This is a genomic window from Pseudomonas sp. E1BtOHC1 (assembly GCF_058744285.1).
This window is the reverse complement of the sequence record NZ_CP196023.1, coordinates 489,242-501,507: the sequence shown is the minus strand read 5'-3', so window position 1 is coordinate 501,507 and position 12,266 is coordinate 489,242. Positions and strand designations below refer to the sequence as shown.

At 63.5% G+C, this 12,266-nt stretch carries 9 protein-coding genes; 6 read left to right on the top strand and 3 right to left on the bottom strand.

Annotation, left to right across the window (positions count from 1 at the left end):
• The first annotated feature begins 2 nt into the window (after positions 1 to 2).
• The 5 genes from ACSSVC_RS02325 to gcvH all read left to right on the top strand — a co-directional run bounded on the left by ACSSVC_RS02325 (position 3) and on the right by gcvH (position 5,758).
• Positions 3 to 1,220 (top strand): 2-octaprenyl-3-methyl-6-methoxy-1,4-benzoquinol hydroxylase, encoded by a 1,218-nt coding sequence (locus tag ACSSVC_RS02325; RefSeq protein ID WP_492612548.1) that lies wholly within the window; start codon positions 3 to 5, stop codon positions 1,218 to 1,220.
• A 137-nt stretch (positions 1,221 to 1,357) separates the two neighbouring features.
• Positions 1,358 to 2,359 (top strand): extracellular solute-binding protein, encoded by a 1,002-nt coding sequence (locus ACSSVC_RS02320; RefSeq protein WP_346633330.1) that lies wholly within the window; start codon positions 1,358 to 1,360, stop codon positions 2,357 to 2,359.
• A 110-nt stretch (positions 2,360 to 2,469) separates the two neighbouring features.
• The gene (locus tag ACSSVC_RS02315; protein ID WP_346633329.1) at positions 2,470 to 4,086 is read left to right on the top strand and encodes an ABC transporter permease; all 1,617 of its coding nucleotides are present in this window, start codon (positions 2,470 to 2,472) and stop codon (positions 4,084 to 4,086) included.
• A 154-nt stretch (positions 4,087 to 4,240) separates the two neighbouring features.
• Positions 4,241 to 5,323: a glycine cleavage system aminomethyltransferase GcvT gene (gcvT, locus tag ACSSVC_RS02310; protein WP_346633328.1), complete on the top strand. Its 1,083-nt coding sequence runs from the start codon at positions 4,241 to 4,243 to the stop codon at positions 5,321 to 5,323.
• Between the two features lie 51 nt (positions 5,324 to 5,374).
• Positions 5,375 to 5,758, top strand: coding sequence for a glycine cleavage system protein GcvH (gcvH, locus tag ACSSVC_RS02305; RefSeq protein WP_346633327.1), 384 nt, complete (start codon positions 5,375 to 5,377; stop codon positions 5,756 to 5,758).
• A 60-nt stretch (positions 5,759 to 5,818) separates the two neighbouring features.
• On the opposite strand, the gene ACSSVC_RS02300 is transcribed toward gcvH, so the two are convergent.
• Entirely contained in the window at positions 5,819 to 6,958 is a 1,140-nt protein-coding gene (locus ACSSVC_RS02300) for a DegT/DnrJ/EryC1/StrS family aminotransferase (RefSeq protein ID WP_492611954.1), read from the bottom strand.
• 191 nt (positions 6,959 to 7,149) lie between these two features.
• Between ACSSVC_RS02300 and gcvP the strand changes: the two genes are divergently transcribed.
• Positions 7,150 to 10,023, top strand: coding sequence for an aminomethyl-transferring glycine dehydrogenase (gene gcvP / locus ACSSVC_RS02295; protein ID WP_492611953.1), 2,874 nt, complete (start codon positions 7,150 to 7,152; stop codon positions 10,021 to 10,023).
• Between the two features lie 7 nt (positions 10,024 to 10,030).
• Here gcvP and ACSSVC_RS02290 read toward each other — a convergent pair whose 3' ends face one another.
• Both ACSSVC_RS02290 and ACSSVC_RS02285 read right to left on the bottom strand, forming a co-directional pair.
• Positions 10,031 to 10,963: a fumarylacetoacetate hydrolase gene (locus tag ACSSVC_RS02290; protein WP_492611952.1), complete on the bottom strand. Its 933-nt coding sequence runs from the start codon at positions 10,961 to 10,963 to the stop codon at positions 10,031 to 10,033.
• Between the two features lie 6 nt (positions 10,964 to 10,969).
• Positions 10,970 to 12,247 carry an MFS transporter gene (locus ACSSVC_RS02285; protein ID WP_346633323.1) on the bottom strand — a complete coding sequence of 426 codons (1,278 nt, stop codon included), beginning with the start codon at positions 12,245 to 12,247 and terminating at the stop codon, positions 10,970 to 10,972.
• Positions 12,248 to 12,266: the final 19 nt, after the last annotated feature.

Genomic DNA, 12,266 nt, shown 5'->3' with positions numbered 1-12,266 from the left:
AAATGCGCGCAGATGTGCTGATTGTCGGAGCCGGAATGGTCGGCAGTGCCTTGGCGTTGGCATTGCAGGGCAGTGGCCTGGAAGTGCTGCTGCTCGATGGCGGCTCCCTGAGTGTCAAACCCTTCGACGCCGAGTCGCCGTTCGAACCGCGGGTCAGTGCCTTGTCGGCCGCCAGCCAGCGGATTCTGCAGCGCCTTGGCGCCTGGGACGGTATTGCCGGACGGCGCAGCAGCCCCTACTGCGACATGCAGGTCTGGGACGGCAGCGGCACCGGGCAGATCCATTTCTCGGCCTCCAGCGTGCATGCCGAGGTGCTGGGGCATATCGTCGAGAACCGCGTGGTGCAGGACGCCTTGCTCGAGCGTTTGCACGAATGCGACATCGGTTTGTTGGCCAACGCCCGCCTGGAGCAGATGCGCCGCTCAGGTGATGACTGGTTGCTGACCCTGGCGGACGGCCGAGTGCTGCGCGCGCCGTTGGTGATCGCCGCGGATGGTGCCAATTCGGCCGTACGTCGCCTGACCGGCTGCGCCACCCGCGAGTGGGATTACCTGCACCACGCCATTGTTACCAGCGTGCGTAGCAGTCAGCCGCATCAACTGACGGCCTGGCAACGTTTCACCGATACCGGCCCACTGGCGTTTTTGCCGCTGGTACGGGATGGGCAGCACGATTGGTGCTCCATTGTCTGGTCCACCACACCCACCGAGGCCGAACGCCTGATGGCTCTGGATGACACGGCGTTTTGCGCTGAGCTGGAGCGCGCCTTCGAAGGCCGTTTAGGCAAGGTGCTCGGTGCCGACCCGCGGCTCTGTGTACCGCTGCGCCAGCGCCACGCCAAGCGTTACGTGGCCGAAGGCCTGGCGCTGATCGGCGATGCTGCCCACACCATTCATCCGCTGGCGGGGCAGGGGGTCAATCTGGGCTTCCTCGATGCTGCGGTGCTGGCCGAAGTGCTGCTGCAAGCGGCCAGCCGTGGCGAGCGCTTGGCCGAGGTCAAGGTGCTGAGCCGTTTCGAGCGCCGGCGCATGCTTCACAACCTGGCGCTGATGGCTGCCATGGAGGGCTTCGAGCGGTTGTTCCAGGCCGACCCGCTGCCCATGCGCTGGCTGCGCAACACCGGCCTCAAGGTGATCGACCAGATGCCCGAGGCCAAAGCGCTGTTCGTGCGTCAGGCACTGGGCCTGAGCGGCGATCTCCCGGAACTGGCCAGAGCGTAGGAGCCGGCTGGCCAGCGAAGCGTCTGAGAGGACGACCCTACGCAACATCTGGTAACTCCTCGGCGCCGGGTTCGGTTGAGATGGCAAATGGGAGTCCTTATCATTTCGCCTCATTTTGAAATCGAGAGACTGCTCCCATGTTGGCACCGAAGCGTCTACTGACCGCCCTGGCACTCACACTCATCGGCGGCACCGCCCATGCTGCCGATGAAGTCGTGGTCTACTCCTCGCGTATCGATGAGCTGATCAAGCCGGTGTTCGATGCCTACACCCAGAAGACCGGGGTGAAGATCAAGTTCATCACCGACAAGGAAGCGCCGCTGATGCAGCGGATCAAGGCCGAAGGCGAAAACGCCACCGCCGACCTGCTGCTCACCGTGGACGCCGGCAACCTCTGGCAAGCCGAGCAGATGGGCATCCTGCAACCGTTCACCTCCAAGGTCATCGACAGCAACATTCCCCTGCAATATCGCTCTTCCAACCACGCCTGGACCGGCCTGAGCCTGCGGGCGCGGACCCTGGCCTACTCTACGGACCGGGTCAAACCTTCCGAACTGACCACCTATGAAGCCCTGGCCGACAAGCAGTGGGAAGGCCGTCTGTGCCTGCGTACCGCGAAGAAGGTCTACAACCAGTCGCTGACCGCCACCCTGATCGAAACCCATGGTGCCGAGAAAACCGAAGAGATCGTCAAGGGCTGGGTCAACAACCTGTCCACCGATGTGTTCTCCGATGACATCGCGGTGCTGGATGCGATCAACGCCGGTCAGTGTGACGTTGGCATCGTCAACACCTACTACTACGGCCGCCTGCACAAGCAGAAGCCAGATCTGGCGGTGAAGCTGTTCTGGCCGAACCAGGGCGATCGCGGGGTGCACGTCAACCTGTCGGGTATCGGCCTGACCAAGCACGCGCCGCATCCGGAGGCGGCCAAGGCGCTGGTGGAGTGGATGACCACGCCTGAAGCGCAGAAGATCTTCGCCGACGTCAACCAGGAGTTCCCGGCCAACCCGGCGGTGGCGCCTTCTGCGGAAGTGGCCAGCTGGGGCAAGTTCGTCGCCGATACCTTGCCGGTTGAGATCGCCGGCAAGCGCCAGGCCGAAGCCATCCGCTTGATGGACCGCGCTGGCTGGAACTGAGCCTGCCGTTATACTGCGCCCCGCTTTTGCGGGGCGTTTTCTTTAACGGCCCTCGCCACCAACGCTGTCCGCAAGCACGTTTGTCTGTCCCATCTGCCCGAGAGCTTTTTGTGGCCCATCCCGCCCAACGTCGCTGGTATCCCCTGGTCTTCGCCGTAGCGGCCCTGGTCCTGCTGCCGCTCAGCGTGTTGCTGTTGTCCTGGCAGGCCGTCGATCAGCAGATCTGGTCCCACCTGTGGGATACCCAGATGCCGCGTCTGCTGAGCAACACCCTGACCCTGGTGCTTGGGGTGGGTGTGGGCGTGACCCTGCTGGGAGTGAGCCTGGCCTGGCTCACCAGCCTCTGCGAGTTTCCCGGGCGGCGCTGGCTGGATTGGGCGCTGATGCTGCCTTTCGCGATCCCGGCCTATGTACTGGCCTTTGTCTTCGTCGGCCTGCTGGATTTTTCCGGGCCGGTGCAAAGCCTGCTGCGGGATTGGTTCGGCACCGGGTTGCGGCTACCGAGAGTGCGCTCCACCGGCGGTGTGATCCTGGTGCTGGTGCTGGTGTTCTATCCCTACGTCTACCTGTTGGCACGCAACGCCTTCCTGGCCCAGGGCAAAGGGTTGATGGAGGCCGCCCGAGTGCTTGGACAGTCGCCCTGGCAGGCCTTTTGGCGTGTGGCGCTGCCCATGGCGCGGCCGGCCATCGGCGCTGGGGTCGCCCTGGCACTGATGGAGACCCTGGCAGATTTCGGCGCGGTGTCGGTGTTCAACTTCGATACCTTCACTACCGCCATCTACAAGACCTGGTACGGCTTTTTCAGTCTCTCCAGCGCCGCACAGCTGGCCAGCCTGTTGCTGCTGGCGGTGATGCTGGTGCTGTACGGCGAACGACGCGCCCGTGGCGCCAGTCGCACCGGCCACGAGCGGCCACGGGGCAAGGCGTTGTACCACCTGTCTGGACTCAAGGCCGTTGCGGCCACGGGCTGGTGTCTGCTGGTATTCGCCTGTGCCTTCGTGATCCCGCTGCTGCAATTGCTGGTGTGGTTCTGGCAGCGCGGGCGCTTCGACCTGGATGAGCGCTATGCCGGGCTGATTGTCCACACCCTGTACCTGGGAGGGATGGCGGCGCTGATCACCGTCAGCGTGGCGTTGCTGTTGGCATTCGCCCGACGCCTGGCGCCGACCCGAGGCATCCGCGCCGGGGTCAGCCTGGCCAATCTCGGTTACGCCTTGCCCGGCTCGGTGCTGGCGGTATCGATCATGCTGGCTTTCAGCTACCTGGACCGGGAACTGGTGATCCCGCTTTCCGGCTGGTTGGGCGGGGCCGGCAAGCCGCTGTTGCTGGGCAGCCTGTCCGCCTTGTTGCTGGCCTATCTGGTGCGTTTTATCGCGGTGGCCTACGGGCCCCTGGAAAACAGTCTGGAGCGGATTCGCCCCTCGTTGCCTGAAGCGGCGCGCAGCCTCGGAGTCAGCGGCCCGCGACTGTTTTTCAAAGTGTATCTGCCGCTGTTGCTGCCCGGGACCTTGAGCGCCGCCTTGCTGGTGTTCGTCGATGTGCTCAAGGAAATGCCCGCCACCTTGCTGATGCGCCCGTTCGGCTGGGACACGCTGGCGGTGCGGATCTTCGAAATGACCAGTGAAGGGGAGTGGGCGCGAGCTTCGTTGCCGGCACTGACCTTGGTGCTGGTGGGGCTGCTGCCGGTGATTGGCCTGATTCGTCGCTCGGCCCATCGAATCGGTTAGGTGCCAGCCTTCCACCTTGCGGCTACAATGCGCGGCATTCGGTGCGGCCTGTTGTTTGGCCGGGACGCTGAAATCGGCTGTAAGCCATCTATTTCAAGGCTTTCACCCTAGCAGCGCCAGTCCGCACCCTCGCCACGCCCGGAAGGAGAAACCCATGGGACAGCGTACGCCTCTGTATGACCTGCATCTCGCCCTCGGCGCGAAAATGGTCGATTTTGGCGGTTGGGATATGCCTTTGCATTACGGCTCGCAGGTCGAGGAGCACCATCAGGTGCGACGTGATTGCGGTGTGTTCGATGTATCCCACATGACCGTGATCGATGTCAGCGGTGCCCAGGCCAAGGCCTGGCTCCAGCAGTTGCTGGCCAATGATGTCGAGCGTCTGCAAAGACCCGGCCAGGCTCTGTACAGCACCATGCTCAACGAACATGGCGGCATCGTCGACGACATGATCGTCTATCGCCTCGAAGACGCTTATCGCCTGGCGCTCAACGCCGCGACCCGTGACCAGGACCTGGCCTGGATGCAGGCGCAGCTGGGGGATTTCCAGGTGCAGTTACGTGAGCGCCCGGAGCTGGCGATGCTGGCGATCCAGGGCCCACAGGCGCGCAACAAGATTGCCGAACTGGTGACCCAGTCGCGCGGTACGCTGATCCAGCAGCTCAAGCCATTCGAAGCCGGTTTCGACGGTGACTGGTTCATTGCCCGCACCGGCTACACCGGTGAGGACGGTCTGGAGATCGTCCTGCCCGCCGACCAGGCACCGGCCTTTTTCAACGATCTGGTGGGGGCGGGGATCTCGCCCATCGGTCTGGGCGCCCGGGATACCCTGCGTCTGGAAGCCGGCATGAACCTCTATGGCCAGGACATTCACCAGGACGTCTCGCCCCTGGCGGCGAACATGGCCTGGAGCATTGCCTGGGAACCGGCCTCGCGCAAATTCATCGGCCGCACCGCCCTGGAGGCCGAGCGAGCATCTGGGATAAAGCAGAAATTGGTGGGCCTGGTCCTGGAAGAGCGCGGGGTTTTGCGCGCACATCAGGTGGTTCGCATCGCCGATGTTGGCGAAGGTGAGATCACCAGTGGTAGTTTCTCCCCTACGCTGAGTAAATCGATCGCACTGGCGCGGGTGCCGATGGCCACCGCCGACCGTGCTGAAGTGGAAATCCGTGGCAAGTGGTACCCGGTTCGGGTGGTCAAACCGACTTTCGTGCGCCATGGCAAAACCTTGATCTAACTTTTTGCACCGGCATTGCGCCGCTGACATTTCTTCTTGAGGACACTGAACATGAGCGATATCCCTGCCCACCTGCGTTTTGCCGATAGTCACGAATGGGCCCGTCTGGAAGCCGACGGCAGTGTGACCGTGGGTATTAGCGACCACGCCCAGGAAGCCCTGGGCGATGTGGTATTCGTCGAGCTGACGGAAGTTGGCAACGTGTTTGGCGCAGGTGACCAGGCGGGTGTGGTGGAGTCGGTCAAGGCCGCTTCCGACATCTATGCCCCGGTGGCTGGTGAAGTGATCGCCGTCAACGAAGAGTTGAGCGCCAGCCCCGAGCTGCTCAACAGCGACCCCTACGGTGCCTGGATCTTCAAGCTCAAGCCAAGCAACCCGGCCGATCTGGACAAGCTGCTGGACGCTGCCGGCTACAAGGCTGCCATCGGCGAGTAAGCTGTTCCTGCAAGCAGGCCCGCTCCCGTTCTGCAGGAGCGAGCTTGCTCGCGAAGATGCTTAAGCCTGCAACACCTCTTTCACTGCCGCCACCGCACGTTCCACGTCGGCCTTGCTCATGGCAGTGAACATTGGCAACGAGACGATCAGACGACCGACCCGTTCCGCCACCGGGAACATTCCCTCCTTGAAACCGCGCTCGCGGTACAGGCTCAGCAAGTGGATCGGCGGGTAGTGATAGCCGATGCCGATGCCCCGTTCCTGCATCTGCTCCATGAAGGTGGCGCGAGCCGGCTTGCCGTCCTTGCGCTCCGGCAGCACCAGTTGGAACAGGTGCCAGTTGCTGTTGCTGAAATCCGCCGGCGGTAGCTGGGCGCCATAGCGGGCCTCGAAGTCGCTGCCGAAGCATTCGAAGTAGTGCCGGGCCAGCTCACGGCGGTGGGCGGTGATCGCCTCGATATGGGCGAACTGGCCCAGGCCGATGGCAGCGGCGACGTCGGTCATGTTGAACTTGCCCCCCAGCACATCCACATCCAAGCCGTCGAAGCCGTTGCGGGTCACGCCTTGTAGGCGGTACTTCTCGGCCAGGCGCACTTCCTCCGGTGTGTTGAGTACCAGGCAGCCGCCCTCTGAAGAGGTGACGTTCTTGTTGGCCTGGAAGCTGAAGGACACGAAGTCGCCACCGGCGCCGATGCGTTGGCCATCCCAGCTGGAGCCCAGGGCCTGGGCGGCATCTTCGACCACCCGCAGGCCGTGCTTCTTGGCCAGGGCATAGAGGCGGCTCATGTCCACCGGCAGGCCGGCGAGGTACACCGGGATGATGGCCTTGGTACGCGGGGTGATGGCGGCTTCGACTTGATCCAGGTCGATATTGCGGGTGATTGGATCGATATCGGCGAACACCGGCGTGGCGCCGACTTCGAGGATCACGTTGGCGGTGGCCACCCAGGAAATCGGCGTGGTGATGACTTCATCTCCAGGGCCGATGCCGGCAACGCGCAAGGCGATCTCCATGGTGCAGGTGCCGGAGTTGAAGGTGCGTACCGTGCGTCCGCCGAAGAACTCCGAGAGCTGGGCCTCGAAAGCCTGGACCTTGGGGCCACTGGTGATCCAGCCCGAACGCAGCACTTCGCCGACGGCGGCGATGGTGGATTCATCGATGGTGGGTTTGGAGAACGGCAGGAAAGGCTGTTGGTTCATGACGATGGGGCACCCGATAAGCGGACGATGAGAGCAGGGGTTGAGGCGCACCGGGGCCGGCGCGCGAACGCTGTGCATGATGGTACCGATTGCCTCGGGATGCCAGCGCGTCGACGCGGGGAATCGGCTGCTATGCTGCTTGGCACCCTGTTGCATCGACGCTGAGCGCCGCTTATCGGAGAGAGCCTGCCATGTCCCCGTCGCCATCCCTGAGCCAGTTACGCGAGCCCAACGCATTTCTCCACCGGCACCTGGGGCCCGATGCCGAGGAGCAGCAGGCGATGCTCGCCAGTCTCGGGCTGGGCAGTCGGATCGAGCTGATCGAGCAGACGGTGCCGCCGGGAATCCGCCTCAACCGCGCCCTGGACCTGCCGCCGGCACTGGACGAGCAGGCGGCCCTGGCCAAGCTCAAGGGTTATGCCTCGCAGAACCAGGTCTGGACCAGCCTGATCGGCATGGGTTACCACGGCACCCTGACGCCGACGGTCATCCTGCGCAACGTGTTGGAAAACCCCGGTTGGTACACCGCCTACACGCCCTACCAACCGGAAATCGCCCAGGGCCGGCTCGAAGCCCTGCTGAACTTCCAGCAGATGACCATCGACCTCACCGGCCTCGATCTGGCCAATGCCTCTTTGCTGGACGAGGCCACCGCAGCGGCCGAGGCCATGGCGCTGGCCAAGCGCGTGGCCAAGTCCAGGAGCAATCTGTTTTTTGTCGATGAACACTGCCATCCCCAGACTGTCTCCGTGGTGCGCACCCGGGCCGAGGGTTTCGGTTTCGAGGTGATCGTCGACGCTGTGGATAACTTGTCTACGCATCAGGTGTTTGGCGCGCTGTTGCAGTACCCGGATACCCACGGCGAGATCCGCGACCTGCGGCCGTTGATCGATCAATTGCATGCCCAGCAGGCCCTGGCCTGTGTGGCCGCCGATCTGCTCAGTCTGCTGGTACTGACCCCGCCCGGCGAGCTGGGGGCCGATGTGGTCCTGGGTTCCTCCCAGCGCTTTGGCGTGCCCATGGGCTACGGCGGTCCTCACGCAGCGTTTTTCGCTTGTCGCGACGAGTACAAGCGGGCGATGCCCGGGCGCATCATCGGCGTGTCCAAGGATGCCCGGGGACAGGTGGCCTTGCGCATGGCCCTGCAAACCCGCGAGCAACATATCCGCCGCGAGAAGGCCAACTCCAATATCTGCACCGCCCAGGTGTTGTTGGCCAACATCGCCAGCTTCTATGCGGTCTATCACGGTCCGGCCGGCCTCAAGCGCATTGCCCAGCGGGTGCATCGCTTGACTTGCATCCTCGCTGCGGGCCTCGAACGCCACGGCATAGCGCGGGTCAACCGGCACTTTTTCGACACCTTGACCCTGGAGGTGGGCGGTAGCCAGACCGCGATCATCGAGAGCGCCAAGGCGCTGCAGATCAACCTGCGGATTCTCGGTCGTGGCCAGTTGGGCCTGAGCCTCGATGAGACCTGTGACGAAACCACCGTGGCCCGGCTGCTGGACGTGTTTCTCGGCGCGGACCATGGGTTGGACGTCGCCGAACTGGATGCCGAGTCGCTGGCCTCGGGTCTTCCTGACAGCTTGTTGCGCCGCAGCCCCTACCTGACCCATCCAGTGTTCAGCGCCCATCACAGCGAAACCGAGATGCTGCGCTACCTCAAGCAACTGGAGAATAAGGACCTGGCGCTCAACCAGTCGATGATCCCCCTGGGCTCCTGCACCATGAAGCTCAATGCCAGCAGCGAGATGATCCCCATCACCTGGCCGGAGTTCGCCAATCTGCACCCCTTCGCCCCCCGGGAGCAGGCCGCTGGTTACACCTTGATGATCGAGGAACTGGAGCGTTGGTTGTGCGCGATCACCGGCTTCGATGCCATCTGCATGCAGCCCAATTCCGGTGCCCAGGGCGAGTACGCGGGGTTACTGGCCATTCGTCGTTACCACGAGAGCCGCCAGCAAGGCGGGCGGCACATTTGCCTGATACCGGCCTCGGCCCATGGCACCAATCCGGCTTCGGCGCAGATGGCCGGGATGCAGGTGGTGATCGTCGAGTGCGATGAGGCCGGCAACGTCGACCTGGAGGATCTGACGGTCAAGGCCCAGGCCGCCGGCGATCGGCTGTCCTGCCTGATGGCCACTTACCCCTCGACCCATGGCGTCTATGAAGAGGGCATCAGCCATATCTGTGAAGTTATCCACAGCCACGGCGGCCAGGTGTACATGGACGGCGCCAATCTCAATGCCCAGGTGGGCCTGGCCCGACCTGCGGACATCGGCGCCGATGTCTCGCACATGAACCTGCACAAGACGTTCTGCATTCCCCATGGCGGCGGCGGGCCGGGGATGGGACCCATCGGCGTGCGCGCCCATCTGGCGCCCTTTGTCGCCAATCATCCGGTGGTGCCGATCGACGGGCCGCTTGCAGAGAATGGCGCGGTCAGCGCGGCGCCCTGGGGCAGCGCCAGTATCCTGCCAATCAGCTGGATGTACATCGCCCTGATGGGGCCGCAACTGGCGGATGCCAGCGAGGTGGCGATCCTCGCCGCCAATTACCTGGCCGCCCAGCTCAGTGGTGCCTTCCCGGTGCTCTATAGCGGGCGCAATGGCCGAGTGGCCCACGAATGCATTCTCGACCTGCGGCCGCTCAAGGCCCTGACCGGGATTACCGAGGAGGATGTGGCCAAGCGTCTGATGGACTACGGTTTCCATGCCCCGACCATGTCGTTCCCGGTGCCGGGCACGCTGATGGTGGAACCCACAGAAAGCGAGTCCAAGGCCGAGCTGGACCGCTTTGTCGAGGCCATGCTGAGCATTCGTGCCGAGATCGCCCAGGTCCAGGAGGGCAATTGGCCGGCCGAAGACAATCCGCTCAAGGGCGCGCCCCATACCCTGGCGGACATCACCGGGATCTGGGAGCGGCCCTACAGCATCGAGCAGGCGGTGCTGCCCAGCGCCCACGCCCGGGCCCACAAGTACTGGCCGGCGGTGAACCGGGTGGACAACGTCTACGGCGATCGCAATCTGTTCTGCGCCTGTGTTCCGGTGGAGGCCTATCGCTGAATTCGCCTCAGTAGGGGGGGTGTAGCCGCGTCGGACGACTGCCTTGGGTGTTGCGCCGTAATGGTTGAGTTTCCAGGGGATAGAGGTGCAGCAGTTCTTCTTCGATGACCTGGTTGCTCAGGCCCAGTTCCAGTTCCGGGCAGTCCAGGTCCAGCCAGTCGCCGTGTTGCAACTGCAGTTCGCTCTCGCGCCGGCAGGCACTGTGAAACACGTAGTGGACCATGCCCGGTTGCAGGAACTGCTCATGCTGTTCGAGGAACGCCTGGGAGTATTTGCGGATCGCCCACCAGTTCTGCAGATCGAGGCGATAGCTGAGGTAGGACAGCTGCACACCCTGGCGTTCAACCCGTACATTGAGTGACAGGCTGCTCTGCAGCTCGCCGAGGATCAGCGCCGGAGTGATGGCGCACTGGCGCAGGCGTGATTGTGCACAGGAACTGGCGTCCTGGCGGCTGAGCAGCGGGTCATGGATGTCATGACCCAGGCTGAAGCCGACAAAGCGCAGTTGCTTGAAGTGGTCCACCAGATACACGCACATCACGCCTGGCTGACTGCAAATACTCAGGGCGTGATACGGGATCATCAGCGCCTCGCCGTCGGTCTTGAGCAGGCTGCCGTTGCCCTTGTAGAACCAGCCCTGGCGGGTGTTCGGGGTGTTCAGGGTGACCTCGCTGACCTGGGCCAGCAGGCTGTCGCTGGGCTTGAGTGGCGGACGCAGCGGCCCTTGCGGGTGTCCCTCGGGAGGCTGTTGCGGATGGGGTGGCAGGCTGCGCAGGTACTCGCCCCAATCCAGGTGCCGGCGGGCGCAGAAATGCAGGGTTTCGTATAACCCACCGTGTTCGGACAGGGCGTGCATGCTGCGACCATTGTGAAAGTCGAACAGCCCGATGGTGCGCTGTTCCTTGTGGCAGACATCCAGCAACAGCAGGTAATCGTCCATGATTCTCTAGTCCTTCAGGGGCAAGGGGGCGGGGAGGATGGGCAGCGGCTCGGGGGCTCGCGTCCGGCGAGGTTCGAGCGCACTTTCCTTGAGCAGAAATGACATCAGCAAGCCGATCAGGCTGCCGCTCAGGGCCACGTACAGGATCGACGGCAGGCCGAAATGGCTGGCGGCAAACCCGGCCACGGCCGGGGACAGCCCGCCCCCGAGAATTTCGCCGAAACCCACGACAATCCCGGTCGCCGTCGGTAGCAGGGCCGGGGCCACGGATTCACTGGTCAGCGGGCCGACCGTCATGCAGATCAGACTGAAATTGAAAAACGACAGCAGGAACAACAGCAGAAACAGCAGCCAGGGAATCGCCGGGCTGACGATCAGCAGGCCCACCAGGGTGCTGCTGGTCATGAAACAGGCCGATACCACCGGTTTGCGTCCGAGGCGGTCGGACATTCCGGGAATGATCAATTGGCCGATGAAACCGCCCAGGCCAATGGCCGAGATGACAAAGGCCATTGACAGGGTTTCCAGGTGCAGGTGGTCGGTCAGGTAACTGGGCAGCATGGCGCAGAGCACGAACTGGCAAGTCAGGATGCAGAACATCATGAGGATGTTCAGGCGAACATTGCCGCTCTTGAAGGCCGCTAGCCAGTGGCTTCTGGCAGTACCGGCGAGTTGCACGCAGGGCGCCGCGGGCAGCGGTCGGTAGACCTTCCACAGGTAGCCGGCCAACAGCAGGCCGGGCAGGGCGATGATCGCGAAGACCGCACGCCAGGAGCCGGTAAGTTGCAGCAGGCTGGCGGCGATCAGCGGTCCCAGGCATAGGCCGAGAATCGGAAACAGCGCCTGCTGGATGCCCAGGTTCTGTCCGCGTCGGTCGGGGCGCGAGACTTCGTTAGTGACAATGATGCTCGTCGGCGTGAAGGCACCTTCGCAGATGCCCATCAGTCCCCGTAGAGTCACCAGCCCCAGTACGCCGGTGGCCAGTGCGGAGAAACCGGACAGCAACGACAGGACCGCGATGGAAACCACCAGTACGCGACGGGTTCCCAGGCGGTCAATCACGCTGCCCATGCCCAGAGCGGATAGTCCCCAGGTGAAGGCCAGCGCGGCCGACAGGTAGCCCAGGTCCTGATAGTCCAGTTGCAGGTCGTGCATGATCACCGGAAACAGCGGCAGGATGATGAAGCGATCCAGCCCCACCAGCCCGAAACTCAGTGACAGCAACACCACCATGGATCTTTCGTAACGGCTGTCGGCAGCCGTGGTTGGTATTCCAGCGTTCATCGCTCAGCTTCCTTGTGAA

What these genes read in the sequence shown, in the direction of transcription:
- ACSSVC_RS02285 (WP_346633323.1), bottom strand. Translation starts at nt 12,247, where the DNA reads ATGAACGCTGGAATACCAACCACGGCTGCCGACAGCCGTTACGAAAGA.
- gcvP (WP_492611953.1), top strand. Translation starts at nt 7,150, where the DNA reads ATGTCCCCGTCGCCATCCCTGAGCCAGTTACGCGAGCCCAACGCATTT.
- gcvT (WP_346633328.1), top strand. Translation starts at nt 4,241, where the DNA reads ATGGGACAGCGTACGCCTCTGTATGACCTGCATCTCGCCCTCGGCGCG.
- gcvH (WP_346633327.1), top strand. Translation starts at nt 5,375, where the DNA reads ATGAGCGATATCCCTGCCCACCTGCGTTTTGCCGATAGTCACGAATGG.
- ACSSVC_RS02320 (WP_346633330.1), top strand. Translation starts at nt 1,358, where the DNA reads ATGTTGGCACCGAAGCGTCTACTGACCGCCCTGGCACTCACACTCATC.
- ACSSVC_RS02300 (WP_492611954.1), bottom strand. Translation starts at nt 6,958, where the DNA reads ATGAACCAACAGCCTTTCCTGCCGTTCTCCAAACCCACCATCGATGAA.
- ACSSVC_RS02325 (WP_492612548.1), top strand. Translation starts at nt 3, where the DNA reads ATGCGCGCAGATGTGCTGATTGTCGGAGCCGGAATGGTCGGCAGTGCC.
- ACSSVC_RS02290 (WP_492611952.1), bottom strand. Translation starts at nt 10,963, where the DNA reads ATGGACGATTACCTGCTGTTGCTGGATGTCTGCCACAAGGAACAGCGC.